Genomic DNA, 25426 nt, shown 5'->3' with positions numbered 1-25426 from the left:
CGGGAGAAAGGCCGCAGGTCCCGGCGGCCTTGATTTTAGAGGGTGCGGCGCGTCGTGGTCTCTGCCAGGAGCAGAGCCTTCTTCGTACCGAAGGAGCCACCGAACCAGGCAGCGACAGCCCCGAGCAGAAGAGCGATGAAGCCGAGGATCGCGCCGGCGGAGACAGCTTTGGTGGCCGTCTGGGCAGCATCGATCGCCTGCTGCTTGGCAGCAGCAATGTTATCGCGGTACGTCTTCTCGTATTGCTCCACCTGAGCGCGGGCCTGATCGACCGGAATGTTCTGAGCCCTGGCGATCGCGTCAGCTGCACGATTGCGGGCATCTGCAGCTGTTGCCTGGTCACCGGTCACGGCAGCTTGAACGGCCGACACTGCGGCATCACGCAAGGCTGCCGGGTCGTTACCGCCAGATGCATCACGGATCTGCTGCTCGATACCGGCCATCGGGTCTGCAGAGGTCGCAAGGGCAGGGGCTGCAGCCGTGGTCGCAGTCGCGGCCGTCTGGCCAACTCCGCCGACAATGCTGGACAGACCGCTGAATGCGCCGCCGATGAGAGCACCGACCGACGTGGTCAGCAGATAAAGGATCACCAAGGTTGTGACGGCCCATGTGGTCACGCCCTGGTACCCGCCGGTCGATTTGCTTGGACGGCCGGAAAGGCGACTTGCGGCATAACCGCCAACGAACGAAGCAATGATGCCGGCCACAACGAACCATGCGCCGCCGGCGATTGAGAAGGTGCTCGCGTTCGGGTTGTCATAGGTCGCTGGATCAATGACAGCAGCACCGATGCCTACGCCCAGGAGATTGAGTAGGAACTGAACGGCGAGTGCAAGAACGACCCCAGCGAAAATCGCGCCCCATGACACCTTATGCAAAGTGGCTGTAAGCGAGGGGTCCACATAAGCTGCATCGCGGGAAACGTGGAGGGAGACAGGTTCGGTCATAGTGCATCCTTTCGATCACGGGAGCGTGATTGCCACGGTAACGCCGCAATTGCTGATGTGTTCCGACGTGGTCAAAGAGAAGGGATTGCAGGTCCGGGATGACCCAACGCACAAATTTTACCCGGGCGTCGGCATTAAGCCTCCTCTGAGGAAGCGGAGCAGGTATCGTCTCCGGAAAGGCTGCGCCGAAGCTTCGCTCGTCCCCCACATCTGGCGGGCAAGCAGATGGAAACTTGCTACCTACCCAAGAGAACCACATTCAGCCGTAGTGATTCATAGCACCGCGCAACCGGTGCACCGGAATGAGCAAGTTTGACGTTCAACATAAGGACACGGAGAGCTGCTGCTGGAGTTACGGATCGGCGCTGAAGCGCCTTCTTCCCTGACCCTGGCTCTGCACCTTTGTTTTGCATCTTCGGAACAAACAACATCCCCGGAGGTTTGCAGTCGAACTAACGGGAGAGCTTCTGATGAAATCTGGACTGACACGCGCTGCGCTATTCGCGGGCGCTCTTATCCTGCCGGCCAATATCGTCAATGCGCAGCAGGGCGACGGGACCGACGTCCAGATTACCACGAACATCTTCAAGCCGAACAAGGTGGCCGCAACAAGCGATCGCATCGGGCAATTGAAAGTTCCTGAAGGCTTTACTGTGCAGCCATTCGCTCAGGGTCTCGGCAACAGCCGGATCATCGCTGTTTCGGACCAAGGCTATGTTTATGTCAGTCGGCGCGAGGAAGGCGATGTTCTGCTGCTGAAGGACGAGGATGGCGACGGCAAGGTCGACAGAGCACCGGTGCAGGTCGCGGCCCGAGCGCAGGCTCACGGTCTGGCCATCAAAGACAACAAGCTCTACCTCGTCACCGTCAAAGAAGTTTTCGTCGCTGATATCAAGCAGGACGGGACGCTGGGGCCACTCACACTGATCATTGGCGATCTTCCGGATTCCGGCCAGCATCCGAACCGGGTGATGGCCTTCGGCCCCGATGGCATGCTGTATATCAGCGTCGGTTCGACCTGCAACGCATGTAACGAGAGCAACGCCGAAAATGCGACGGTACTGCGTGCGACGCCCGACGGGAAAAGCCGCACGATCTTCGCCTCAGGCCTGCGCAATACGATCGGCTTTGACTGGAACCGTGAAACAGGCGAGCTATGGGGGGTCGATCACGGGATTGATTTGCTAGGTGACGAGGTCCAGCCCGAGGAACTCAATCGGCTTGAACAAGGCAAGCAGTACGGTTGGCCGCACGTCTTTGGCGAGGGCGACCTGTACCCGCAATCGACGCCGGTCGGCGGGGTAACGAAGGAGCAATGGCGCGACCAAAGCGAGGCCATGGTGATCGGTTACACCGCGCACGCCGCACCGATGCAGATGAAATTCTACAGTGGCACAGCCTTTCCGGCGGAATACGCGGGAGACGCTTTCGCTACTATGCGCGGTTCCTGGAACCGTAACCCGGCGTCGGGCTATGAAATCGTTCGGATCCATTTCGAGAACGGCGAGCCGAAGTCGATCGAACCCTTTCTAACAGGTTTTTTGACCGATGGCGGCAAAACCCACTTCGCTCGTCCGGTCGGCTTGGCCGTCGCGAAGGACGGATCTCTGCTGATGGCCGATGACACCAATGGCGTGATCTACCGCATCGCTTACATCGGCGATGCCCAAAAGATTGCTGACACGAAGTCTGTGCCCGCCGAGGCGATGAAAGCCCAGGCCGAAAAAGGTGTTGGCGTGCCACTCGCCAAGGACCGGCCAGAGACGGATGCAAAGGCAGCACTCGAGGTTTCCTCTGACGCCTTCGCCTCAAACGGTTCCATCCCGCAAGAACACAGCGAATATGCCGATGGCGTTTCGCCCGCGCTAAAGTGGAAAAGCGTACCCGGTGCAGCTTCCTATGCAATCGTCATGGAAGATCCGGACTCTGATCCGATCAAGCCTTTTGTGCATTGGGTGGCGTGGAACATCCCCGGATCAGTCACGAGCTTACCGGAGGGACTCCAGGAGCAGCTGAGGCTGGTAGAGCCGGAAGGCGTGCTGCAGGGCCGAAACAGCTCGGGAACGCATGGGTATTTCGGGCCGAAGCCGCCCGTTGGCGACGCGGCTCATCATTATCACTTCCAGGTCCTGGCGCTGGACACGATGCTCGATATCCCAGCCACATCCGACCGTGACGCTTTCCTTGCCGCTATTTCGGTTCACGTACTGGCGAAGGGTGAACTCGTTGGTCTTTATCAACAGAAGATCGAACCGCCGAAACAATGACCTCAGCTCATAGCGTCCGATTGCTCTCAATTCAGGAATAGTCATGTTCGTTCTTTTCAAGACCGTAAGAGTCGCCGGTCTCGCGCTCGTCATCAGCTCGACAGCGATGGTTGCGCAGGCCCAACAAGCGCAGACGGATCCCCAGATGCAGGCGGTGCTCGACGCTCTTAAGAGCCTTGATGCCAAGCCACTCCATACGTTAAGCGTCCCAGATGCTCGCACGCAGGCCAGTGCTGCCGACGCGGCGCGAACCGTCCAGCGTGACCAGAAAATCTCTGCTTTGCCGGAGGCGAAGGTCGCAACCAGGGATATAGCCATTCCGACGGCCGCCGGCGCTCTGCCTGCACGCGTCTACATCCCGGAAGGACAGGGGCCGTTTCCCGTCGTGCTCTATTTTCATGGCGGCGGATGGGTGGTTGCCGACATCAACACCTATGATGCGACACCGAGGGCTTTGGCTCTTGGCGCCAAGGCCATTGTCGTGTCGGCAGATTATCACCACGCGCCGGAGAGCAAGTTTCCGGCGCAACACGACGATGCATGGGCAGCCTATACCTGGACCGTCGAAAACGTCCACACACTCAACGGTGATGCAAGCCGGATAGCGGTTGCCGGCGAAAGTGCCGGGGCGAATCTCGCAGCGAATGTCGCTCTGATGGCAAAGGCGAAAAAGACCACCATGCCAGTCCACCAGCTGCTGGTTTATCCGATCGCGGGCAACGATATGAACACGCCGTCCTACCAGGAGAACGCAAATGCCTCTCCGCTTGGCAAGGCGGACATGGAATGGTTCATCAGCCATGTGTTTAAATCCAAAGACCAAACGGCGGACCCGCGCATCAATCTCGTTGGCCGCAATGATCTGAATGGCCTTCCGTCGGCGACAGTTATCACGGCGCAGATCGATCCGCTCCGTTCAGAGGGCCAGTCCTATGCTGAAAAGATGAAGGCTGCGGGCGTCGCGGTGAACCTCATTAATTACGAGGGCGTCACGCACGAATTTTTCGGGATGGCCAAGGTCGTTGACAAGGCGAAAGCTGCCGTAGATGCCGCCAACGCCGATCTCACCAAAGCTTTTGCGAAGAACAAGTAACCGCTGCCAGGGAGCACCTCGATGAAAATTTCAAAAACGCACATGGTTGCTGTTTCGGCACTGCTCTTCGCGCAGCCGATTGTAGCTCAAGAGCTCAAGCCGAAGCCTGCCGGGGATGCCGCGCCGATGATGGTGGTTGATCGACCAACATTCGTCAAAGTGGTTTCCAGCTCGAACGAGTTCGAGATCCGCTCCAGCGAGTTGGCAAAACAAAATGCCGGGACTGACCGCATTAAAAAAATGGCGGAGATGATCATTGCCGATCACACCAAGGCTGGCGAAAAGTTGAAGGCGACGCTTGCCGCAAGAAACGCTTCAGCGGCTGAGCCGGTCAAACTGGCCCCCAAGCACCAGAAAATGCTGGAGCAACTGGAAGGGGCAAAGGGTAAGGATTTCGACGCGCTCTATATCGACATGCAGGCGCAAGCGCATATGGAAGCAGTTGCCCTGTTTCGAACCTATGCTGGCTCAGGCGATGACCAGTCGCTCGTCGGCTTTGCAAAGGAAACCTTGCCGCGCCTTGAGACACATCTCTCTCATGTGAAGATGTTGATCTCAGCGCAATGAGCACGCGCGCACTCGAAACGAACGTAGCGCAGGCGCACGAGCACACTTTCGGTCGTGCGTACCGAACGAGCATCAGCGCCACTCCTTGACCAGAGGCCCGGCTTCACCGAGAACCGGGTCAGTGCGGGGCAAAGGCAGGGATGCGATCGTCGACAGCATTTCTGCGTCCGCAGCCGACGTCTGGATGTCAGCGTGCTGACCAGGGGGATAGGCACCAACAACCGCGAAATCGTTCGAGCTACCGAGGTTTTTGTGTCCGGTACCAGCAGGAAGGATCAGGCAACAGCCCTTCACAACCCTGAACTCCTGCCCCCCCGGCCCGCCTATAAGCAAGGTCGCAGACCCACTTTTGACGCCCAGGACCTCATGAGCGCCGGTGTGGTAGTGGTGATAATCGAAGACGCCGTCCGTCCAGATGCCGGACCAGCCATTCTTCGCAAATAGCGTCTCGAAACTCTCTCCTTCTGAAAGATCAACATTGTAGCGCAACACGGGCAGACGATGATTATTGGGGATCCAGTCACTTGGTTCGAAGAACGTCGTATCGACATCCATTGTCGCCATCCCCTCTAGTGTGAAGCCGGCTCGTCGCTCTCGTCGTTCAACGAGGGGAGGAAAGTCTCCACATCACGTCGCTCCCGGTCGGGTAGAACGGCAATGTGTTCACTCCAAAATCGGGCAGCTTCCGGCGGGTCGCCGTCCCAATCGCGCGATGAACCGAGATTGTCGTCGATGACAGCGACACGGCGACCGCCGAGGCGCCGATACTCGTCCGCGAGCTCCTTTGAAGCATTTTCCATTGCAGTCTCCTTTGTCTCAGCGGGAGGAACTGTTGGGCGCCGCCATCGTTCCGGAATTGACCCTCAGATCGACGATCGCTCTGAACATATCGGAGGGCATTCACCCGGTCATGCTCCGTTGCATCGTTGAGACGAGCAGCCAACGAATCCAGTTTTTCGATGGGCAAGTCATGATCTGATTGATGCTTGGAGGTCACCGCGAAAGCCATTCGGACCATAGAGATGCCAAATCGCGCGGCGAGCAGTGATGCCGCACTGCCGCCGATCGATGGTTCGGCGCGTCCGACCGAAGACAGCAATTCTTCCAGAGGCATCTTTTACAACGTCATGGTCAGTATCTCGCCATTTTCGCTCCGGATTAGATCCTGTCGATTCTACGCGTTGGCTCGCAGCTTCCGTATCAGGATATAGCCGGAAAGGCAGAAGCAGATCGAGTTGGTAAGGATGATGGGCCATTCGGTCTTCAGAATGCCAAAGGCGGACCAAAGGGCAAAGCCGATGACCGTGAACGTGTACATTCGACCCGAGATCGCGGCTGTATCGCCGGTCCTAACGACTTTCCAGACTTGCGGCACGAAACTGGTTACCGAGCAGAGGGACGCGAGGTAGCCTACCAGCAGCGCAATATCCATGAGCTGTCCTTTTTTTCATTGAACGCGCGGCGTCATGATGTCCTGTCGATCGCTGGCATGACCTCTGAAGCCATGAAGTCCAGAAATGCCGACTGGTCTCGCGACACGTTGTGAATGTAGATCTCATCAACCCGGCAGGACTTCATGTCCTCGATAAGATCGAGAACCTCCTGGCCCGTAGTCACCAGAGGAATGACGTCGTCCATTTCCTCCGGCGAGACCGCCTCGGTCTCACGGTCGAATTCGTGTGCAGTCTCCAAATTTGCCAGGCGGTCAGGAGAGGCTGCCACGACGCGCCACTGATCCCACGCCGCGTTTCGAGCCTCTTCTTTACTCCGACCCCAGCTCAACTGAAGTTGGACCGCCACAGGCTTACCGTCGCCACCGCCCGCCCGGAAACGGTCGATCATTTTCGTGAGTTCTCCCCTCGGCTTGCGGACTGTCAGAAGTCCGTCCGTCCAGCCACCCATCCAATCGGCGGTGTCGTCGGAAAGTGCTGCACCAAAGATCACGGGCGGCATCTGCGGGCGCGACCAAAGCTGGGCACGATCAACGGCGAACCATGTATCGTCGGTGGTGAGCATTTCGCCCCTTATCAGGGCATGCATGATATCGCAGCCCGCGCGCAGGCGCTGATTGCGCTCTGCTTTATCCGGCCAGCCTTCGCCGACGATGTGTTCATTCATTGCCTCGCCGCTCCCCGCAGCGATCCAGCGCAGACGATCAGGAAACATCTCCGAAACCGTCGCGATCATGTGGGCAAGGACAATCGGGTGGTATCTCCACCCGCCCGGAATTGCGAGGCTACCGAACGGCAGCGAGGTGTTCGACATGGCAGCTCCCAGCCAGGCCCAGTTGTTACCTGAGTTTCCTTGCCTTTTACTCCACGGTGTAATGTGATCCGAGGTCATGATGGCGTGAAAACCGGCGGCTTCCGCCTGCCTGACGTAAAGCAGGAGCTGGCTTGGCGAGAACTGCTCATGAGACGCGTGATAGCCAATAACCAACAACAGGGAAAATCCTTCTTACAATCGGTCGATCTGTGTTGCGCGAATGACAATCTCGTCCTGCGCGAGTTGACGTTCAAGTCGCTCACGATAGTCGCGCCACCAATCGCGATCGAGGCCTTCGGTCATAACTTCGGCAATCACGATGCGATCGAGTTCGAGCGTGCCGTTGTCGGCCCAGGCGCCCTCGGCGGGGGCATTGATATGCAGCGTCGCGCCACCGAAGCGAGCGGTCAATTCATTCCGAATATCCTCAAGCGCCTGCTGCATCGGTGCGTCGGACAAGGGTAGGAGGATTTCAACGAGATGCGCCATGGGCGGGCTCCGACTTGCGTTGCCGTCCTTAACTGGCGGGCAGGACATCAGTTCCTGGAACTGTGTGGGAGATCAGGTGTTTCGTTCCCGAATAAGCACCAGCCGTTTGACTGACGCATCGAATAAGAAGGGGCGTCTTCATGGAGTTTCATTCCCCGTACAGTCATGGCTTTGTCCGATGCGCCACCTGTACACCGGCGTGTGAGGTCGCCGATCCAGATTTCAACGCCCAGGCCGTTATCGACCTTGCTCGCGACGGACACGATCAGGATGTGGCACTGATGGTTTTTCCGGAGCTCTGCATCTCTGGCTATGCGATCGACGACCTACTCGGCCAGGACGCCCTTCTTGATGCGGTTGAGGCGTCGATCGCAACGATCGTCTCCGCCAGCGAGAAGCTCACTCCGGTGCTGTTGATCGGCGCTCCTTTGCGACATGAAGGCCGTCTCTTTAATTGTGCCTTAGCCATTCATTCAGGAAAAATCCTTGGCATTGTCCCCAAAACCCATCTGCCGAACTACCGGGAATTTTACGAGAAGCGATGGTTCGCATCCGGTCGTAGCGTGCGAAACGCCGAGATCTCGGTTGGGGGGCATATCGCGCCGTTCGGTATCGATCTGCTGTTTGCAGCACGAGAGGTCCCTGACTTCGTCTTCCACGTCGAGATCTGTGAGGATCTGTGGGCGCCGGCGCCGCCCAGCGATTTCGGCGCTCTCGCCGGTGCTCTTATTCTGGCCAACCTCTCGGCAAGCAATATTACTGTCGGCAAGGCCGTCGTCCGCAAACTGCTTTGCTCCGCTCAATCGGCAAGAACCTGGTCAGCTTACCTCTATTCCGCAGCCGGTCCCGGTGAATCGACCACTGATCTCGCGTGGGACGGCCAGGCATGCATCTACGAGCTCGGCGAGTTGCTTGCCGAGACCGCGCGGTTTCCCACGGGTTCACAGATGTGCATTGCCGACATCGATCTTCAGCGCCTGAGGCTCGAGCGTATGCGCACTGGAACCTTCAACGATGCGGCAACTCTCAATCTCGGCGACAAGCCGTTCCGGCGAATAGATTTTGATTTCAATGCTCCGAGTGTGCGTGCAGACCTCATCCGGCCCGTTGCCCGCTACCCGTTCGTTCCGGCCGATCCGAGGCGGCTCGACCAGGACTGCTACGAGACATTCAATATCCAGGTGCAGGGCCTGATGAAGCGGTTGAAGACAACCGGGATAAAGCGGTTGTGCATCGGTGTTTCCGGTGGGCTCGACTCCACTCATGCTCTTCTGATAGCCGCCAGGGCTTTCGACCAATTGGCCTGGCCGCGGTCAGACATTCTTGGTTTCACGATGCCGGGTTTTGCCACAGGTGACGCAACCAAAACGAACGCTTGGGCGCTGATGCGAAACCTTGGCGTTTCTGCTGAAGAAATTGACATCAGGCCGCTTGCCAGCCAGTTGCTGAAGGACTTGAAGCATCCTTTCGCCGCAGGCGAGCCCGTCTACGATGTCACATTCGAGAACGTTCAGGCTGGACTTCGCACCGATTTTCTGTTCCGCGCGGCTAACCAGCGTGGTGCGCTGGTGCTTGGAACAGGCGATCTTTCGGAGATTGCCTTGGGCTGGTCGACGTATGGCGTCGGCGATCAGATGAGCCACTATAACGTCAACGCTTCAGTATCGAAGACGCTGATCCAGCATCTCGTCCGCTGGGTGATCAAGTCCGAGCTTTTCGATGATCAGACCGATGAGACCCTCGAAAACATTCTCGACACGGTGATATCGCCAGAACTTGTACCGGCCGACGACCAGGGCAATATCCAGAGCACGGAAGACAAGATCGGCCCCTATGATTTGCACGACTTCTTTTTGTTCTACATCACACGGTTTGGTCTGAAGCCTTCAAAGGTGGCTTACCTGGCACACGCCGCCTGGAGCTCCCGCGAGAGCGGGCTATGGCCGAGCCACTTCCCTGAGACGAAGAAGCGGGAGTTCGACCTGCCTGCCATCAAACACTGGCTTGAACACTTTCTGTATCGCTTCTTCACCACCAGTCAGTTCAAGCGATCCGCATCACCGAACGGGCCGAAGGTGACCTCGGGAGGATCGCTTTCGCCTCGAGGAGACTGGCGTGCTCCCTCCGACGGCAATGCGAGGGTATGGCTCAAGGAGTTGAAGGACAATGATGACTAAGGAGGAACTTCCGATCTTCCCGCAGGTTTTTCGTTTTGAAGGGAGGGTATGATGAGGGATATCGGAAACTGGCGCCATATCTGCGTGGATGCGCAGCGAATGTTTGCCGAAGATACCCCTTGGCACGTGCCCTGGATGGCGCGCGTCCTGCCCCAGCTTGAAGAAGTCTCACGTCGGCACGCGGAGCGGACGATATTTACCCGTTTCATCACGCCGGTCCAAGCTGACGACGCGGTCGGCGGTTGGAAGGATTACTACCGCAAGTGGTGGATGATGACTGGCGAACATCTCCCGAAAGAGCTGTTCGGTTTGGCGCCATCTTTGCAAGCCGTTGTTCCCCCGGCTCGCATATTCGACAAGTTGACCTATTCGCCGTGGGTAGACGGCAGACTGGCGTCTCACCTTAGGAGCGTCGCGGTTCAGACCGTGGTCGTCACCGGGGGTGAGACTGACGTCTGCGTGCTTGCCACCGTGCTTGGCGCCATCGATCATGGATTTCACGTCATCATGCTGAGCGACGCCGTCTGCAGCGGCGCTGACGAAACACACGATGCCGCGGTCGATCTGCTTGGGGACCGCTTTTCTGTCCAGCTCGACCTTATGACCACTGAGAACTTCCTTTCGGAGGTACAGGGCTAAGGATCGTTGCACATCCCAAAGCCGATTGAGATCGACTGAATTATCATGACTGGCACTGATTCACTCATTAACAAAAGGAAAATGTTATGCCGCTGAAAGCCCTTGCCTTTAACAGCACCCTGAAATCCTCGACAGCATCGGAAGCCTCGTCGACGGGAAAGTTGCTGGAGCTCATCGCAGAAGAGTTCAAGAACCATGACGTTGAGTTCGAGACCATCCGCCTGGCTGACCACAATATCAAGCCCGGTGTGACGTCAGACGAAGGCGAGGGCGATGCCTGGCCGGAAATTCGTGAAAAGGTTCTGCAGGCGGACATCCTCCTGATCGGGACCCCGATATGGCTCGGCCAGCCATCGAGCGTGTGCAAGCGAGCCCTTGAGCGTATGGATGCGTTTCTCGAGGAGACGGACGACGAAGGGCGCATGGTTTCTTACGGGAAGGTGGCGGCCGTGGCCGTTGTCGGCAATGAAGATGGTGCACATCATGTCTCGGCTGAAGTCTATCAAGCCCTGAACGATGTCGGCTTTACCATCCCGGCCAACGCGGTCGCATACTGGGTGGGCGAGGCGATGGGCTCGACGAACTTCGTCGATCTCAAGAAAACGCCGGAGGCGGTTCAGACGATGATCTCAATGCTCGCGCGCAACACAGCGCATCTGGCAACTCTTTTAAGAAACTCGCAGTACCCCGGCGAGAAAGGCTAAAACAATCATGTCTGGCCCACCATTCTAGACCGTCGCAGTCAGGCAGATTGCCTCACCCGGCGAAACCTGCAAACTAACGGTATGAATGAAAAAAAAACGGTGGCGCGAGTCACGCAAGCCAGCCACCATCCTCAAGCAGCTCGCTCAAACGCCCCGGACACTCGCCGCTCGCAGGTTCCGTCATCAATATGGTGCGATATGTTTTCGCTTCGTCCCAGAGACTGAGGCCGTTGACGTCCTGGTGATAACCTCGCGTGATACGGGACGGTGGGTCATTCCGAAGGGCTGGCCGATGAAGGGAAAGAAGCCCTGGCAAGCGGCAGCGATAGAAGCGCTGGAGGAAGCAGGGGTCCGCGGGGTCGTCGGTCGCAAACCTGTGGGGCGCTACACCTATCTCAAATCCCTCGATGACGGCGAGGTCGTTCCCTGTATGGTCGAGCTTTACCAGTTGGAAGCGACGAGCGTTGAGCTAGACTTCAAGGAGAAAGGGCAGCGCCGAGCAGCCTGGGTCTCGACCGATGAGGCGGCTCGACGCGTGAGAGAGATCGAGCTGAAATCTCTCCTTGTCAATTTCCGGCCAAAGATAAAGCGGTGATCGGCCATGACCTGGTCGTCGAGCATGCTGCACAGTTTAACCGAACAGCCGCCCTCTCATCCGCTTTCTAGGCTGGAACTTCATCAGGTGGTCACCGTTTTCTCCGATCGATAAAGGAGAACACACATGGCTCATGCCGAAGAAGATCATGAAAAGGTTTGGAAACTCGCAGACTCGATCGGGTTTTGCATGCTCACCACCCAATCGGGCACAGAGTTGAAAGCCCGCCCGATGTCCGCCCATGCGGAGCGCGACGAGAATGCCTTTTACTTTCTGACCGATGTCGCCAGCCACAAAGATGAAGAGGTGTCGCGGCATCCGAATGTCTGTCTGGCCTTCGCCGACTCGAAAGGCCAGAAATACGTTTCGATCTCAGGCGTGGCCGAGGTTCAGAATGACCGCGAGAAGATCCGCGATCTTTGGGCAACGCCGGCAAAAGCCTGGTGGGATAGCGCAGAGGATCCATCGATCCGCATCCTCAAGGTGACGCCGTCCTCAGCCGAATATTGGGATAGTCCCGGCACAGTGATCAGCTATATCAAGATGGCGGCCGCTGCGGTGACAAGTGCGAAGCCAGACTTGGGCGAAAACGCCAAGGTTCAGATGTAACGAAGAGGCGGGCTTGAAAGCCCGCCGTTTTCTGCTGCCCCTACTCGTAGATTTCAAAGTGCAGTCCCAGATGGAAGCTTTCGTAGAATCGATGATGCAGAAGCTCGGCCCTGTCGGGATCGGGCTCCTGATGTTTCTGGAAAATGTGTTTCCGCCCATCCCCTCCGAACTGATCATGCCTCTCGCCGGGTATCTGGCCACGCGCGGTGATATGAACATCGCCATCGTAGTCATAGCCGGAACGCTCGGCTCACTTGTTGGAACCCTGCCGTGGTATTATCTCGGCAAACGTCTCGGCCATGATGGCGTTCGCAGGTTCGCCTCCCGCCATGGCCGCTGGCTTACGATGCATCCATCGGACGTTGATGCCGCTTCGGAGAGGTTCAAACGACATGGCGATGCATCTGTCCTCGTTGGCCGGCTCATTCCGACCGTCAGAACTTTGATCTCCGTCCCGGCCGGCGTTGCCAATATGCCGTTGGGCCGGTTCCTTCTCTTTTCTACCGTTGGGACGTTTGTGTGGACGACGGCGTTGGCGATGGCGGGCTACCTGCTCGGGCAGGCCTACGAAACGGTGTCTGACTATATCGATCCGATTTCCACAGCAGTTCTCGTGGGGCTCGTCGGTGTCTACGTTTATCGCGTCGCGACCTTTAAGGAGGAGCGTACGTGACCGAATGGCTTGCTTCTCTTGGGGTGGAATTGAACATCATTCCCCATCTCGTCGCGCTGCTGATCGCATACGTTCTGGCGCTGCCGATAGGCTGGGACCGCGAGCGCAATGAACGAAGCGCCGGGCTGCGGACATTCCCGCTCGTCGCGATCGCCTCCTGTGGGTTCATCCAGGCTGCGGAAACGATCACATTGGGAAATGCCGAGGCAACCGCACGGGTCGTCGAAGGGCTAATCAATGGCGTGGGTTTTATCGGCGGCGGCGCCATCCTTGTTGGCAAGGTTGGCACACGAGGAACAGCGACGGCCGCGAGCATCTGGGCGACGGGGGCCATCGGCGTCGCCGTTGGCCTTGGGTCATATGACACGGCGATCGTCCTCTCGATCGTCACCTTTGCCACGCTCAAGTGGATGACCAACTTCAAATCTGAGAAGAATGAGAATCTCACGCAGAAAAGCGACCTTTAGCAGCCTTGCGATCGGTCCGGCGCAACGCTGGAAAACAGTCTCAAATCGTTCGCCGCACGATCGGAAGCCATGGAACCTCTTCTGCATGAAGCGGTTTCATTTTTCGTCGCAAGCGGACTGTAAGGACCGCGACCGAGGTCGGTCGTTGTTCACATCCTCGCTGCTGCTCACGGGCGACCCGCCAGTTTACTGGCGCCTGTGCCACGGCCTGAACATTATTTCACGAGGTAGTTATGACAAACATCAAGGCGAGAGGCTTCGACACTACGGCTCAGCTTCAAGAGCATCTGGCAGAACTTGAAGGTGAAGGGACGGAAGAAGAAGCCGGTTTCCAAATGGGCGAGGAGCATCCTCATGATGAGCTTGCCGCAATCCGAAGAGAGATTGCCGAACTGCGTCAACAGCTTGCAGCTATTCGCAGTCATACGGAGCGTATCCCGGAGCCAACTATCGCGGATCGACCCTGGCTCCGCATCGCCGTTACGGTCGGTGCCACCTTCGTTCTCGGCAGGCTTGTGCAAAAGCTGAGGCTCGGAACGCCGGGCGCGGCAGCCGTGCCGCTTATTGCAACCCAAGTCGGTAGCCGTTTCTAGGCCTATCGTAACACTGCAAAAATCAAGGAAATAACAGCATGGCTTCTGCCAACCAGTTCGACATTCAAAACCCATTGACCCAGTATCCCCAGCCTGAATTTCCGAAGCAGCCACAGCCGGTCCCCGGTCTGGCGAGCAAAATGCAGCCCGTACCGGATCACGGTGAAAAGAGCTACAAGGGTTTCGGCCGCCTGAAGGGTCGCAAGGCGCTGGTGACAGGTGGCGACTCAGGCATCGGCAGGGCCGCGGCAATCGCGTTTGCGCGGGAAGGCGCCGACGTTGCGATCAACTACCTTCCGGAAGAGCAGTCCGACGCTGATGAAGTGATCAAGCTCATCGAAGCCGAAGGGCGCAAGGCCGTCGCCATTCCCGGCGACCTGAAAAGCGAAGAATTTTGCAAGGATCTTGTCGAGAGGGCGCATAGTGAACTCGGCGGTCTCGATCTGGTTGCAAACGTTGCCGGCCGCCAGAAGGCGGTCGAAAGCATTGCCGACCTGACCACGGAACAGTTCGACGAGACTTTCAAGACCAATGTGTATGCCCTGTTCTGGATCTGCAAGGCGGCACTTCCGCTCTTGCCGGAGGGGGCGACCATTATCAACACCGCCTCCATCCAGGCCTACGAACCATCGGCAAGCCTGCTCGACTATGCGCCGACCAAGTCGTCGATTGTGGCGTTCAGCAAGGCGCTTTCGAAGCAGGTTATCGAGCAAGGTGTGCGGGTCAACGTCGTCGCACCGGGCCCGGTCTGGACGCCGCTACAGACCTCGGGCGGCCAACCACAGGAGGCAATCGTCAAATTCGGCAGTCAGGTTCCCATGAAACGGCCTGGACAGCCGGCGGAATGCGCGCCCCTCTACGTGTTCCTGGCGTCTCAGGAGTCCAGTTACATCACCGGTGAGGTGTTTGGTGTCACCGGCGGCAATACGCTGCCCTGATGCTGGAAGCGCTACAGCCACAGCGCTCGGGCGGCTTTCTACCGCTCGAGCATTACGCCGCGATAGGAGAGGGGCGGTCCGTTGCGCTGGTCGGCGCCGACGGCTCCATCGACTGGTGGTGCGCACCGGACATGGATAGTCCGCCCCTGTTCAACGGCCTGCATGACCCTGACGGCGGCCGTTTTTCCCTGACGCCAACCCAGCCGTTTTCGATCGAGCGGCGGTATCGCCCTAACAGTAACGTGCTCGAGACTGTCTTCGTCACTGAGACGGGGAAGGCTCGTGTGACGGAATCGATCAACAGCGGCGCCGGCGGCCGCTTACCCTGGTGTGAACTGGCCCGGCGTATCGAGGGGCTGTCGAGGCAGGTGGAATTCGAGATCGTCATCCGCCCGATTTGTGCTCAAGGCAAGGTCCGTCGCGTCAACCACCCGAATGCGGCCATCCGCTATATCGGAGATCTGACGACCACGTTCTGCCATCCTGATGAAGTCTCGATTGTCGAGGACTCCGATCACCAAACGACAGCTCGGTATGCCGCAGATGCGGGTTCACGTATCTGCATCGGCTATCTTGTCGCTGACAAGGCACCATTGGCGATCCCTGAACTGCCGGAGATCGACAGCCGAATAGATTTCAGCGATGACGAATGGCGCCGTTGGGCGGAAAATCTCTCTTACGATGGACCTTTCAAACCTGATCTGGTCCGTTGCGCGCTGTCTCTCAAATTTCTGCTCTATTCGAAAACCGGCGCCATCGCTGCGGCAGCTACATCAGGCCTTCCCGAACGGATCGGCGGCGACAAGAACTATGATTATCGGTATGCCTGGATCCGTGATGCGGCCTATACAATCAAGGCGTTTCTCCGCGCCGGCGCCTTATCAGAGGCAATAGCGGCATTCGGTTGGTTGATCCGAACGATTGACGAGGATGGGCCGACACCATCAATCGTCTACACCCTGAACGGCGGCGAGGTCCCTGATGAACGGGTTATCGAGGTTCCCGGCTACAGGGGATCGTCCCCAGTGCGCACCGGAAATCGCGCCAAGTCACAGGTCCAACTCAGTTGCTATGGCGACTTGCTGGAGACGGCCTCCCTGTTTGCGGATATGGGGCATGTCCTCGATCCCTCGACCGCCCGACTGATTGCACGAATGGCTGATCAGGTCGTTGATCGCTGGCAAGAGAAGGATTCCGGGCTCTGGGAGCTCGAAAATTTGCAGCACTACACCTTCTCCAAGATCGGTTGCTGGCTTGCCCTCGACCGAGCGTCGCGTCTCGCGCGGCATGGACACATTGAGGGAGACGCGGATCGATGGTTATCGGAAAGCCTTAAGGTTCGCGATTGGGTCGATACCCACTGCTGGTCGGAGGCGAAGAACGCTTACACATTCTATGCGGGCACCGAGAAGCTGGATGCTGCTCTCCTGCTAACGACCCGGTTTGGTTTTGAGCATGGAGGCCGGCTTAGGACGACCCGCGATGCTATCCAGCGTGAACTCGCCATCGGCCCGCTCGTTTATCGGTACAGCGGCGCCGCCGACGAGGAAGGGACCTTCGTCGCCTGCTCCTGCTGGCTTGTTGAAGCATTCGCTTTCCTCGGCGAGGTTGTGCAGGCCGAGCTGATGCTGAAGGATTTGCTCGTGCCGCTTGGAAACAACTTCGGCATTCTCTGTGAACAGATCGATCCCCGAACTGGTGCGGGCCTCGGTAACCTGCCTCAAGGCCTTAGCCATCTCACCCTTCTCCACGCAATCTTTTCGCTACAGGAAAACCGATGAGCAAAGCTGTTCTGCTCGACACCAATATCCCGGCCTCGCAGCTCGACGAGGGCATCTACTGGGACGACCAGACCTCATTACTGTGGTGGGTGGATATCGCCGGGAGACAGATCCACCGTTATGATCCCGAGAGGAAAGAGCACCGATCGTGGCTGACGTCAAAGGAAGTCAGCTTTGTGTTTCCGCAAGCTGATGGGCTTTTGCTGATCGGCCTCAGCAATGGGGTCTACCTCTTCGATTGCGAGACGGGTGAGGAGCGAGCGGTGGCTTTGCTCGACCTGCCCGCCGAGCATCGCCTTAACGACGGAAAGCGGGACCCCGCCGGGTGTCTTTGGGCCGGGACGATCAATACCGCCGCCGAGCCATCGGAAACAGCTGCGCTTTATCAGCTACAGGAGGGGCATCTGGTTGAAATCGAAGGCGGCTACACGAACGCAAACGGTAAGGCCTGGAGTGCGGACGGCGGCTTGATGTTCCATGCGGATACGGGTCGCAACACTGTCTGGGTGTACGACTACAATCCAACAGGTGAAATTTCGAACAAGCGGGTATTCGCCAAAATCGAAGATGGGAGCCCGGATGGTCTTGAAGCCGACAGCCTGGGCAACCTTTATGCCGCGATTTACGGCGGCTCTCGAGTCGGTATTCTCTCGATGCGCGGCGACGTCATAACCCAGATCGACCTGCCGGTGCCAAACGTGACGAGTTGCTGCGTTGGTGGCCCAGGGCAGAAAACGCTGTTTATCACGACAGCTTTTGACGGGATGAGCGACGAGGAGCGCAGTTCCGCGCCCCTGTCGGGGCACGTGTTCAAGGTCGAGCTAGATGGATAAACTCGCTACAGGAGCCCGGCCATGAGTTCACTCGAAAAACCAGCTGTCCGCAAGGACGGCCTGCAGCTGGAGGAACATCGGAGGTTTCAGGAGCGGTTCTGGACAATCGAGCGGTTCTCGTGGGGCGTCTTCGCGGTTATTATCTTCGCCGCGTTGCTCGGAGCGTTTGGTTCTGGCGGTCCGCTCGCCACGAAGGTCTCCGAGCTGGAACGGGCGGTCGTGGAGCATCCGCGCATCGGTCGCTGGGAAGGCACCGACGAGATGGCTATCCGTTTCAAACCGGACCCGGCCTCAAGTGAGCGATCGCTTTTGCTCTCGAATGCCTTCGCTGAGGTGTTCCAAGTTGAAGATATCCAGCCTTTGCCAGTGCGAACGACCATTGAAGCCAATGGACAGCGCCTGTTCTTCGACAGTCCTGCCAGAAGCGGCGGCGTCGTGACACTGCATCTGAGGGCGCAAGCTGCTGGACCGGCAAACTTCGATGTCATGGTCGATGACGAGTTGGTGTCGCTGTTCAGCTTCATCTTTCCGTGAGGGTCTTATGGAATCTGTTATCCGCGGCGCTGCGATCTATTTTGTTCTTCTGATAGCACTGCGGCTGTCTGGCCGGCGCACGGTCGCTCAGATGACACCGTTTGACCTGGTACTTCTGCTCATCATCGCCGAAACCACGCAGCAAGCGTTGCTTGGCGACGATTTTTCCCTCATCAATGCAGCGCTTTTGATCATCGTGCTGTTTAGCCTCGACATCGGCCTTTCCTACGTGAAGCAGTGGGCGCCGAGGATTGGAAGGATAATCGACGGTACGCCAACCGTGCTGATCTCCGATGGGAAACCGGATCTCAGAGCATTCGCCCGAGCACGCGTGAGCCTGGAGGATGTGCTAACCACTGCAAGGGTCGAGCAGGGCCTGGAGCGCCTGGATCAAATCAAGTCTGCTGTACTCGAAGCGGATGGTGCCGTTAGCATAATTCCGCGGGAAACGTGACCGCTCCTGATAGACGAGGCGCATGAGACGCGTTTCCAGTAAGTGTCCGGGCGCGCCGAGAGACGCGCCCGTATCGGTTCATTTGACTGGCGGTGAAGCCTTGCCGAGCTTAAGGGCGGGTTCACGTCCCCAGACACGGAGCTTCCCGAGCTCGGATACAAACGCGGCAAGTCCATCCTCACCCGGAAGAGGCATCGTGCCCTCGTCGAGATCGTCGGCGATCCCGGCCTTTGCAAGGAGCGGGAAGGCGCTCTCGTCATAGCCGATGAACTTGCAGTGCTGGAATGCGTCCGCCACAAAATCCCTCGCGGTGGCCTCCTTCACCAGATCGTCGATTGCCGCCGGAGAGGCGAGAACGGCGACGGCGTCGAACAGCACCGACGGCCCGCCGTCGATCATGTGCTGCGCCTCGATCCATGATCCGTCCGATGCGGTCACCCCACCGACCTTGGGCGCTATGAGCTCGACCAGAGCCTTCTCCTTCTCGATGGCCGTCTTCAGCCCCTTCAAGAGCTTCGCATCGACACCGTCCGCGACAAGCACGCCGAGCTTGCGACCCTCGAACCGCTTCGGTCCACGCTCAACGATGCTGAGGGCCGGAGAGGGCTCGAGATCCTGACGCGTCGGCATGGCGGCGTCCGCTGCCTTCGGCATGTTCTGGATGCCGAGCTTCTGCCCGACTGTGGTGGCGAGCGTCTCATCAATGTTGAGAAGGTGCGAGATCATCCGTTCCCGAATGGCGACCGTCTCGACCTTGCTCAGTTCGAAGGTTAGCGCCATCGCAATGTGCCGCTGCTCCGGTGGCGTCTGGCTGAGGAAGAACTGGCGGGCCTGGCTGTAGTGGTCGGCGAAGCTCTCCGGGCGCAGCCGGACCTTCTGGCCGTTCTCCTCGGAGGGGAAGTGGCGATAACCTCGCGACGGGGACTCTTGTGGGCCTTCCCCAAAGGAGTTCGGCTGGTAGTTCACCCGGCCGACCGGGTTGCGCATCGCCATGTGCCCGTCCTGCTGAAAATTGTGGAAGGGACACTTCGGTGCGTTGATCGGCAGGTGCGTGAAGTTCGGGCCGCCAAGGCGCTTGAGCTGGGTATCGAGGTAGGAAAAGTTCCGGCCCTGCAGCAGCGGATCGTTGCTGAAGTCGATTCCAGGCGGCACGTTCTGCGTCATGAACGCGACCTGCTCGGTCTCTGCGAAGAAGTTGTCCGGCATCCGGTCGAGTACCAGTCGACCGATCGGCCTGACAGGCAAGACCTCCTCCGGAATGATCTTCGTCGGGTCGAGGATATCGAAATCGAAGCTGTCGGCGAACTCCTGGTCGAAAAGCTGTACGCAGAGCTCCCATTCCGGAAAATTGCCGGACTGGATAGACTGCCAGAGATCGCGCCGGTGAAAGTCGGGGTCGGCGCCATTGATCTTGACGGCCTCGTTCCACGCGACCGACTGCAAGCCGAGCTTCGGCTTCCAGTGGAACTTCACGAATGTGGATTCGTCCTTCTCGTTGACGAAACGGAAGGTGTGGACGCCGAAGCCCTCCATGAAGCGGAAGGAGCGGGGGATCGTCCTGTCGGACATGATCCACATGACCATGTGCATGCTTTCGGGCGTCAGGCTGATGAAGTCCCAGAAGTTATCGTGGGCCGTCTGAGCCTGCGGGAAGGCCCTGTCCGGCTCCTGCTTGGCAGCATGCACCATGTCGGGAAACTTGATCGCATCCTGGATGAAGAAAACCGGAATGTTATTTCCGACGAGGTCCCAATTGCCTTCCTGCGTGTAGAACTTCACAGCAAAGCCGCGGACGTCGCGCGCGAGATCGGCCGATCCCTTGTTTCCGGCTACGGTCGAAAAACGGACGAACACTGGCGTCTTCTCGCCCGGCCGTTGAAAGATGTCGGCGCGGGTCACGTCCGACAGGGATTCATACGTTTCGAAGAAGCCATGCGCGCCGTAACCGCGTGCATGCACGACGCGCTCCGGAATGCGTTCGTGGTCGAAGTGGAAGATTTTCTCTCGGAAATGGAAGTCGTCGACCAGCAGCGGACCGCGAGCGCCGACGCGAAGGGAGTTCTGATCGTCCGCGACTGGCCCGCCCTGGGCGGTGGTCAGTACGTCGGCGCCGTCCTCGGCGATCTGATGCAGCTCGCCGCCTGCGCCGCGGTGAAGCTGCTGGTCATGGATGGTGACTGTATCATTGGATGAGGTCGAGCTAGACGCCCGTGTCGTACGCGTTGCCATGGTTGTCCCCGATGATGGTGGCCGGATGTCAAAAAGGCCGCCCTATTATGGACGGCCTCTCGAGAGTTCACGTGGCTTTAGGCAGCCTTGCTTTTGCCCTTGGCATTTGCAGACGCCTTGGCGAGCTGCGTGAGCTTCTTGTCCGTCGCTTCTTCTTCGGCAAGGTTCGCCTGCAGCAGCGGCACGGCGTCCTTCAGGCCGAGCTGGTTCGCCCACTCGATGAGCGTGCCATAACGGGCGATTTCGTAGTGCTCGACCGCCTGGGCCGACGAGATCAGACCTGCATCGAGGGCCAGCGACTCCTTGAACTCCTCGATGATCTCTTCGCCTTCGGCGATGATGCCCTGGATGGCTTCGCAGGTCTTGCCGCGCGCGGGCTTACCCAGCAGTTCGAAGACCTGTTCCAGTCGTTCGATCTGGCCCTGGGTTTCGTCGCGATGCTGAAGGAAGCCGGCCTTGCCCTCTTCCGACTGAGCGGCACGGGCCATCTTCGGGAGAGCTTTCAGGATTTGCTTCTCTGCGAAATAGATGTCCTTGAGCGTGTCGAGGAAAAGATCGTCCAATGTCTTGGTTGCTGCCACGGGGGGGTCCTCCTGAGTGTGGTTTCGAGCGACTCAACTCAGGCCAACGTGGAAGGTTCCAGCCTCGATAACAAAAGCGTTACCGACCATCTTCCTTGCGCATGCGTGCGCGGATACCGCCATCCACCCCCAAGCCGTCCTGGACCGGCTGGTGGATCGCTCCCTGGTTCGGTGCACGGGGCGATGCCTTGTCAGACTCTTTTTTCGCGATATCGGCCGACAGTCTCTCTGTCAGATCAGGCATGAGGTGATGCGAGATATCGGAGGTCTTTGCCTTCCATCCAACTGGCTGCTCTTCTTTTGGATGAAGGCAAGCCGTAACGATCGCGTCGACGACAATCTCCGGATCGTCCATCATTGCCATGCGCGGCTCGTGGCCTGTGTAGTTGGCCGCATGCGTCCACCACGGCGTATCGACCGCCCACGGCATGATGGTGCCAACCTTAATGTCATCCTCACCCGCCAGCCTCAACTCTTCATTCAAGGAGCGGCTTAAACTCAGGACGCCCGCTTTTGTCGCTGCATACGTATTTTGAAGTGCGAGCGGCACTTCGCTGTCGATCGATCCGACATTGACGAGTGTGCCATAACCCTGAGTGCGGAACTGCCGTAAAGCGGCGTGCGCACCGTAGATCAGACCCTTGAGGTTGACATCGACTACCCGGGCGTGATCCTCGAGGGGAATGTCCCAGAAGAATCCGATCGCTCCGACACCGACGCTGTTGACCCAGACATCGATACGGTTGAACGTCCCGACGGCAGCGTTATGGATCTCTGCCACTTGGTTGACGTCGCTAACATCAGCCTCGACCGAGATTGCCGTTCCGCCGGACGCCACGATTTCCTGAACAATCTCGTCGAGAACGTTCTTGCGTCGAGCAGCGAGGACTACTTTCGCGCCGTGAGCTGCGAGTTTAACCGCGGCCCCTCTCCCAAAGCCGCTCGAGGCCCCGGCAACAACTACGACAAGATTTTGCAAAGTATCGGGACGAGCAGTCATGATCTTCTCCAGTACGAGGCGCTTACGATAAGTGCCCGCGTGCAGGAATGTTCCCGTTGGTCGCGCCAACAAAGAGATCTCGTGTGAAAGTTACGATAATTCGCGGCTCAATTGGCCCTTGAGGCTAAAGCGGATGCCCGACGGATGATATTCGACGTTCGCCGCTCCTTTGAAGTACGGCGCGACCATTCGATTGATCAATTGCGAACCGAAGCCGGTCCGGGTCGGAGGAAACACCGGAGGGCCGCCGCTTTCTGCCCACTGGAATGCGAATGTCCCGTCGTCATGGACGGTCCAGTCGATCTCCACCTTACCCTGCTCTCCCGATAGCGCCCCGTACTTTGCAGCGTTCGTTGCCAACTCGTGCAAAGCAAGGGACAGCCCAAGCGCCTGACGCGGATCCAGGTTTCTCGACGGGCCTTGCATATAAAATCGACCAAGCCCGGAATCGTGTGGTGCAAGCGCACTGGAAACGACGTCAACGATATCTGCGATAGCACCTTCGGCTGTCGTGAGGATGTCTTGCGCTTTGGCCAGTGCCATCACTCGCTTCGAGATGACATCCTTGGCCTCCTCGATGTTTCCGGCATTTCGCAGTGACTGAGACACGATAGCCTGCACGATCGAAAGCGTATTCTTGATGCGGTGCGCAGCTTCCGCCATCATGCCGGTACGTCGGGCATCTTCTGCCTTCAGCTCGGTCATGTCCTTCGTCACCACTCCGTATCCGACCGTCTCGCCATCTTCATCGCGCATCGGAAACATCGTGTAGAGCGCCGGCACGATTTCGCCGGTGCGAAAGTGGGTCAGCCTGATCTGCTGTTCGCAGCTCTCTCCAGACTTTACTGCCGGTACCACACGCTCCTTGAAAACCTGGTGATCTGCTTCGGCTACATAATCCAGCACGTCAGGCGGCAATGGCTCATCGTGTTCAAGACCGACCAGCTCACGAGCCGCGTCGTTGAGAAAGATGACCTTGCCGTGCCGATCGGCAATCCCGATAAAATCGGAGGCCTGCCGAACGACCCGCTCAAAATTCGCTTTGGCGCGCTCGGCTGCCCGAGTTCTCGCCAGCAGCTGCCGTTGGGACGTAACGGTCCGACGCAGTTCAAGCTGGGTCATGGCCTGCCGAGCCAGGAACCTCAGCATTTCCACCTGGTCGTCGCTAAAATCCCGAACGGCATAATCGAGCACGCAGACGGTTCCGATCGGCAAGCCGTCTTCGGTTTTCAACAATGCGCCCGCGTAGGATCGGATGTGGGGCTCGCCAGTCACCAGTGGATTGCATTCGAGCCGATGGTCCCTGGTCGCGTCCGGAATGACAAGAACGTCGTCTTCCAGTAGAGCATGCCGACAGAAAGCGGTTTCGAGCGGCGTGGACCTCACCCCGAGACCGACCTCGGCCTTGAAGAATTGCCGCCTCGTGTCGACGAGATTGACAACGGCGATTGGCGCGCCGCAAACCCGCGCTGCCACTTTGGCGATGTCGTCGAAATCCTGTTCCGGAGGCGTATCTAGCACGTTGTAGGAATGCAGCGCTCCCGAGCGTGCTGTTTCATCCCATGCGGATGAGGAAATTTCTTCCATCGTACCGATCACAAGCCTCGATCTCTTATCAATGTGCCGATTACAGCTATAACAGCTCTAAAGTGCTTGCCACGAAAATAGTGCCCGTGCACCGGTATTGCCAGTGTTACGCTGAGCTTCGCCGCTATTGCGGCTTAACGGGAACAAAGTCGAGTGCGAAACGGGTCCCGGGATCGAGCGTTTCCCATGCCGGCACTCCACCGAGCTGTTTGCTAAGAGACCTTATGAGCTTCACGCCCAGACCGTTTTTTCCGTTCGGATCGAACGTCTCGGGGAGCCCTGCGCCGTTGTCCTGCACCGAGAGCCTGAGGTGACCGTCTTTCGTCGAAGCGACCTGCACGTTCACCTCGCCAGCGTGGTCAGCAAAAGCGTATTTGATGGCGTTGGTCACCAGCTCATTGACAAGCAGTCCGATCGTGACAGCCTGGTCAGTATTGATTTTGACCGTTTCGCCCCGACAGTGAATGGCCGCACCCGTGCCAGCGGCGCCCAACTGATCGCACAGTTCGGATAGGAAACTGCTGAGGTCGACCGAGCGCACATCGTTGTGCCGCCAGAGCCTGTCGTGCACGGCTGCGACGGTCTGCACCCGATGGCCGGCATCCCGCAGCGCGCGGGATACGTCCTCGTTGTCAGCGGAACGCGCCTGCATCGACAGGAGGCCTGCCACGATGCTCAAGGAATTCTTGACACGGTGGCTCGCTTCCTGCGTGAGGACTTCCTGGTGCCGCACCGCTTCGCGCAACTTCATGTCGCGCTCTTCTCGCTGCATCGCGACGCCGAGGATCGAGGCAAAACTCTCCATGAAGGCGACATCTTCTTCATCGAAACGACCTTCACCGGGGCTGTCCACCTCAAGCACCCCATAGCTCTTGCTTTCGCTGCGGATGATCACATTCAAAGCCCGTTTAATGCCGTGTTCAACCAGCAGGGTCGGTGTTCTGAAACGCTCCTCGTTGGCGAGGTGGTTCGAGATCACGGCCTTTTCGGTATGAAAGGCATATCCCGCCGGGCTTTCCAGATCATCCCCAACCTTCGCCTCTCCCACCACGCCCGGCTTCCATCCGACACCAGCGGTGACTAAGAATCCCGCTCCATGCCCCAGGTGCTGTAGATATTTGGCATGCGTCGCGTTGAGGCCGACAGCCGACAACCTGGCCGCTTCCTGAAGCAGTTCACCCAAATCCTCCGTTTTGAGGGCCAGGTACCCGAAGTCGGCCGCAATGCGCTGCTGGCGAAGCCTGTACGAGAGCTCTTCGTGGAGGGGTTTTACGTCTGGATGAGGAGAGGCTTCCTCATGGATATCGAGTTCGGGCAATGCGAAAGCCTTTTATTTGCTACATCCGATGGAAACAATTACGGCGCACGAAAGTTCACTCATCGGCGGATCAGGCTCATTAGCGA

General features: G+C 58.3%; 27 protein-coding genes. 16 read left to right on the top strand and 11 right to left on the bottom strand.

Going from position 1 to position 25426, the window contains the following annotated elements:
* Nucleotides 1-35 precede the first annotated feature (35 nt).
* Nucleotides 36-947, bottom strand: a complete 912-nt coding sequence (locus DEM27_RS28180; protein WP_109461579.1) for a PhnA-like protein — start codon at nucleotides 945-947, stop codon at nucleotides 36-38.
* A gap of 470 nt (nucleotides 948-1417) precedes the next feature.
* Here DEM27_RS28180 and DEM27_RS28175 point away from each other — a divergent pair, with 470 nt between their 5' ends.
* The 3 genes from DEM27_RS28175 to DEM27_RS28165 are packed head-to-tail and all read left to right on the top strand — an operon-like array spanning nucleotide 1418 to nucleotide 4874.
* Entirely contained in the window at nucleotides 1418-3214 is a 1797-nt protein-coding gene (locus tag DEM27_RS28175) for a YbhB/YbcL family Raf kinase inhibitor-like protein (RefSeq protein ID WP_109461578.1), read from the top strand.
* Nucleotides 3215-3257: 43 nt separating this feature from the next.
* Nucleotides 3258-4307 (top strand): alpha/beta hydrolase, encoded by a 1050-nt coding sequence (locus tag DEM27_RS28170; RefSeq protein WP_205908974.1) that lies wholly within the window; start codon nucleotides 3258-3260, stop codon nucleotides 4305-4307.
* 21 nt (nucleotides 4308-4328) lie between these two features.
* Nucleotides 4329-4874, top strand: coding sequence for a DUF4142 domain-containing protein (locus DEM27_RS28165; RefSeq protein WP_109461577.1), 546 nt, complete (start codon nucleotides 4329-4331; stop codon nucleotides 4872-4874).
* Nucleotides 4875-4946: 72 nt separating this feature from the next.
* Here DEM27_RS28165 and DEM27_RS28160 read toward each other — a convergent pair whose 3' ends face one another.
* The 5 genes from DEM27_RS28160 to DEM27_RS28140 all read right to left on the bottom strand — a co-directional run bounded on the left by DEM27_RS28160 (nucleotide 4947) and on the right by DEM27_RS28140 (nucleotide 7628).
* Entirely contained in the window at nucleotides 4947-5429 is a 483-nt protein-coding gene (locus DEM27_RS28160; protein ID WP_109461649.1) for a cupin, read from the bottom strand.
* Between the two features lie 14 nt (nucleotides 5430-5443).
* Complete coding sequence (locus DEM27_RS28155; protein WP_109461576.1) at nucleotides 5444-5674, bottom strand: hypothetical protein; 231 nt, start codon at nucleotides 5672-5674, stop codon at nucleotides 5444-5446.
* 374 nt (nucleotides 5675-6048) lie between these two features.
* Nucleotides 6049-6306, bottom strand: a complete 258-nt coding sequence (locus DEM27_RS28150; RefSeq protein ID WP_109461575.1) for a SemiSWEET family sugar transporter — start codon at nucleotides 6304-6306, stop codon at nucleotides 6049-6051.
* A 32-nt stretch (nucleotides 6307-6338) separates the two neighbouring features.
* Nucleotides 6339-7316: a TIGR03885 family FMN-dependent LLM class oxidoreductase gene (locus tag DEM27_RS28145; RefSeq protein WP_337250486.1), complete on the bottom strand. Its 978-nt coding sequence runs from the start codon at nucleotides 7314-7316 to the stop codon at nucleotides 6339-6341.
* Nucleotides 7317-7331: 15 nt separating this feature from the next.
* Nucleotides 7332-7628: a hypothetical protein gene (locus DEM27_RS28140; protein WP_109461574.1), complete on the bottom strand. Its 297-nt coding sequence runs from the start codon at nucleotides 7626-7628 to the stop codon at nucleotides 7332-7334.
* Between the two features lie 140 nt (nucleotides 7629-7768).
* Here DEM27_RS28140 and DEM27_RS28135 point away from each other — a divergent pair, with 140 nt between their 5' ends.
* From DEM27_RS28135 to DEM27_RS28075, 13 genes are all read left to right on the top strand, one after another.
* Nucleotides 7769-9805, top strand: a complete 2037-nt coding sequence (locus DEM27_RS28135; RefSeq protein ID WP_109461573.1) for an NAD(+) synthase — start codon at nucleotides 7769-7771, stop codon at nucleotides 9803-9805.
* A gap of 51 nt (nucleotides 9806-9856) precedes the next feature.
* Entirely contained in the window at nucleotides 9857-10444 is a 588-nt protein-coding gene (locus DEM27_RS28130; RefSeq protein WP_109461647.1) for a cysteine hydrolase family protein, read from the top strand.
* A gap of 86 nt (nucleotides 10445-10530) precedes the next feature.
* Nucleotides 10531-11148: a flavodoxin family protein gene (locus tag DEM27_RS28125; protein WP_109461572.1), complete on the top strand. Its 618-nt coding sequence runs from the start codon at nucleotides 10531-10533 to the stop codon at nucleotides 11146-11148.
* Nucleotides 11149-11233: 85 nt separating this feature from the next.
* Nucleotides 11234-11743: an NUDIX hydrolase gene (locus tag DEM27_RS28120; protein ID WP_109461571.1), complete on the top strand. Its 510-nt coding sequence runs from the start codon at nucleotides 11234-11236 to the stop codon at nucleotides 11741-11743.
* Between the two features lie 126 nt (nucleotides 11744-11869).
* Complete coding sequence (locus DEM27_RS28115) at nucleotides 11870-12352, top strand: pyridoxamine 5'-phosphate oxidase family protein (RefSeq protein ID WP_109461570.1); 483 nt, start codon at nucleotides 11870-11872, stop codon at nucleotides 12350-12352.
* A 13-nt stretch (nucleotides 12353-12365) separates the two neighbouring features.
* Entirely contained in the window at nucleotides 12366-13025 is a 660-nt protein-coding gene (locus DEM27_RS28110; protein ID WP_245446179.1) for a DedA family protein, read from the top strand.
* Nucleotides 13022-13492 (top strand): MgtC/SapB family protein, encoded by a 471-nt coding sequence (locus tag DEM27_RS28105; RefSeq protein WP_109461569.1) that lies wholly within the window; start codon nucleotides 13022-13024, stop codon nucleotides 13490-13492. The genes DEM27_RS28110 and DEM27_RS28105 overlap by 4 nt, the downstream gene beginning before the upstream one ends.
* Nucleotides 13493-13725: 233 nt before the next feature.
* Nucleotides 13726-14085, top strand: a complete 360-nt coding sequence (locus DEM27_RS33695; RefSeq protein ID WP_128755579.1) for a hypothetical protein — start codon at nucleotides 13726-13728, stop codon at nucleotides 14083-14085.
* 38 nt (nucleotides 14086-14123) lie between these two features.
* A complete protein-coding gene (locus tag DEM27_RS28095; RefSeq protein WP_109461567.1) occupies nucleotides 14124-15023 on the top strand; it encodes an SDR family oxidoreductase in 900 nt (299 codons plus the stop codon).
* Nucleotides 15023-16804 (top strand): glycoside hydrolase family 15 protein, encoded by a 1782-nt coding sequence (locus DEM27_RS28090; protein ID WP_109461566.1) that lies wholly within the window; start codon nucleotides 15023-15025, stop codon nucleotides 16802-16804. The genes DEM27_RS28095 and DEM27_RS28090 overlap by 1 nt, the downstream gene beginning before the upstream one ends.
* A complete protein-coding gene (locus tag DEM27_RS28085; protein WP_109461565.1) occupies nucleotides 16801-17637 on the top strand; it encodes an SMP-30/gluconolactonase/LRE family protein in 837 nt (278 codons plus the stop codon). The genes DEM27_RS28090 and DEM27_RS28085 overlap by 4 nt, the downstream gene beginning before the upstream one ends.
* Nucleotides 17638-17658: 21 nt before the next feature.
* Nucleotides 17659-18171, top strand: coding sequence for a hypothetical protein (locus DEM27_RS28080; RefSeq protein ID WP_109461564.1), 513 nt, complete (start codon nucleotides 17659-17661; stop codon nucleotides 18169-18171).
* A gap of 7 nt (nucleotides 18172-18178) precedes the next feature.
* Nucleotides 18179-18625, top strand: a complete 447-nt coding sequence (locus DEM27_RS28075; protein WP_109461563.1) for a DUF421 domain-containing protein — start codon at nucleotides 18179-18181, stop codon at nucleotides 18623-18625.
* Between the two features lie 78 nt (nucleotides 18626-18703).
* Here DEM27_RS28075 and katE read toward each other — a convergent pair whose 3' ends face one another.
* From katE to DEM27_RS28050, 5 genes are all read right to left on the bottom strand, one after another.
* Complete coding sequence (gene katE / locus DEM27_RS28070) at nucleotides 18704-20854, bottom strand: catalase (RefSeq protein ID WP_109461562.1); 2151 nt, start codon at nucleotides 20852-20854, stop codon at nucleotides 18704-18706.
* A gap of 77 nt (nucleotides 20855-20931) precedes the next feature.
* Nucleotides 20932-21435, bottom strand: coding sequence for a YciE/YciF ferroxidase family protein (locus tag DEM27_RS28065; RefSeq protein ID WP_109461561.1), 504 nt, complete (start codon nucleotides 21433-21435; stop codon nucleotides 20932-20934).
* Between the two features lie 79 nt (nucleotides 21436-21514).
* Nucleotides 21515-22435 (bottom strand): SDR family NAD(P)-dependent oxidoreductase, encoded by a 921-nt coding sequence (locus tag DEM27_RS28060; RefSeq protein WP_109461560.1) that lies wholly within the window; start codon nucleotides 22433-22435, stop codon nucleotides 21515-21517.
* Between the two features lie 90 nt (nucleotides 22436-22525).
* A complete protein-coding gene (locus DEM27_RS28055) occupies nucleotides 22526-24022 on the bottom strand; it encodes an HWE histidine kinase domain-containing protein (protein WP_109461559.1) in 1497 nt (498 codons plus the stop codon).
* 124 nt (nucleotides 24023-24146) lie between these two features.
* On the bottom strand, nucleotides 24147-25340 hold the full coding sequence (locus tag DEM27_RS28050) for a sensor histidine kinase (RefSeq protein WP_109461558.1): 1194 nt from the start codon (nucleotides 25338-25340) through the stop codon (nucleotides 24147-24149).
* Between the last annotated feature and the right edge of the window lie 86 nt (nucleotides 25341-25426).

The organism is Rhizobium album, assembly GCF_003122325.1.
GTDB classification, from domain to species: Bacteria; Pseudomonadota; Alphaproteobacteria; order Rhizobiales; family Rhizobiaceae; genus Metarhizobium; species Metarhizobium album.
This window is presented reverse-complemented; position numbering and strand designations above follow the sequence as displayed.

Excerpts from the sequence above, each read along its gene's own strand:
- DEM27_RS28075 (WP_109461563.1), top strand. The coding sequence starts at position 18,179 with ATGGAATCTGTTATCCGCGGCGCTGCGATCTATTTTGTTCTTCTGATA.
- DEM27_RS28060 (WP_109461560.1), bottom strand. The coding sequence starts at position 22,435 with ATGACTGCTCGTCCCGATACTTTGCAAAATCTTGTCGTAGTTGTTGCC.
- DEM27_RS28155 (WP_109461576.1), bottom strand. The coding sequence starts at position 5,674 with ATGGAAAATGCTTCAAAGGAGCTCGCGGACGAGTATCGGCGCCTCGGC.
- DEM27_RS33695 (WP_128755579.1), top strand. The coding sequence starts at position 13,726 with ATGACAAACATCAAGGCGAGAGGCTTCGACACTACGGCTCAGCTTCAA.
- DEM27_RS28115 (WP_109461570.1), top strand. The coding sequence starts at position 11,870 with ATGGCTCATGCCGAAGAAGATCATGAAAAGGTTTGGAAACTCGCAGAC.
- DEM27_RS28095 (WP_109461567.1), top strand. The coding sequence starts at position 14,124 with ATGGCTTCTGCCAACCAGTTCGACATTCAAAACCCATTGACCCAGTAT.
- DEM27_RS28175 (WP_109461578.1), top strand. The coding sequence starts at position 1,418 with ATGAAATCTGGACTGACACGCGCTGCGCTATTCGCGGGCGCTCTTATC.
- DEM27_RS28080 (WP_109461564.1), top strand. The coding sequence starts at position 17,659 with ATGAGTTCACTCGAAAAACCAGCTGTCCGCAAGGACGGCCTGCAGCTG.
- DEM27_RS28130 (WP_109461647.1), top strand. The coding sequence starts at position 9,857 with ATGAGGGATATCGGAAACTGGCGCCATATCTGCGTGGATGCGCAGCGA.
- katE (WP_109461562.1), bottom strand. The coding sequence starts at position 20,854 with ATGGCAACGCGTACGACACGGGCGTCTAGCTCGACCTCATCCAATGAT.
- DEM27_RS28135 (WP_109461573.1), top strand. The coding sequence starts at position 7,769 with ATGGAGTTTCATTCCCCGTACAGTCATGGCTTTGTCCGATGCGCCACC.
- DEM27_RS28180 (WP_109461579.1), bottom strand. The coding sequence starts at position 947 with ATGACCGAACCTGTCTCCCTCCACGTTTCCCGCGATGCAGCTTATGTG.
- DEM27_RS28170 (WP_205908974.1), top strand. The coding sequence starts at position 3,258 with ATGTTCGTTCTTTTCAAGACCGTAAGAGTCGCCGGTCTCGCGCTCGTC.
- DEM27_RS28160 (WP_109461649.1), bottom strand. The coding sequence starts at position 5,429 with ATGGATGTCGATACGACGTTCTTCGAACCAAGTGACTGGATCCCCAAT.
- DEM27_RS28140 (WP_109461574.1), bottom strand. The coding sequence starts at position 7,628 with ATGGCGCATCTCGTTGAAATCCTCCTACCCTTGTCCGACGCACCGATG.
- DEM27_RS28085 (WP_109461565.1), top strand. The coding sequence starts at position 16,801 with ATGAGCAAAGCTGTTCTGCTCGACACCAATATCCCGGCCTCGCAGCTC.
- DEM27_RS28125 (WP_109461572.1), top strand. The coding sequence starts at position 10,531 with ATGCCGCTGAAAGCCCTTGCCTTTAACAGCACCCTGAAATCCTCGACA.
- DEM27_RS28150 (WP_109461575.1), bottom strand. The coding sequence starts at position 6,306 with ATGGATATTGCGCTGCTGGTAGGCTACCTCGCGTCCCTCTGCTCGGTA.
- DEM27_RS28165 (WP_109461577.1), top strand. The coding sequence starts at position 4,329 with ATGAAAATTTCAAAAACGCACATGGTTGCTGTTTCGGCACTGCTCTTC.
- DEM27_RS28120 (WP_109461571.1), top strand. The coding sequence starts at position 11,234 with ATGAAAAAAAAACGGTGGCGCGAGTCACGCAAGCCAGCCACCATCCTC.
- DEM27_RS28090 (WP_109461566.1), top strand. The coding sequence starts at position 15,023 with ATGCTGGAAGCGCTACAGCCACAGCGCTCGGGCGGCTTTCTACCGCTC.
- DEM27_RS28055 (WP_109461559.1), bottom strand. The coding sequence starts at position 24,022 with ATGGAAGAAATTTCCTCATCCGCATGGGATGAAACAGCACGCTCGGGA.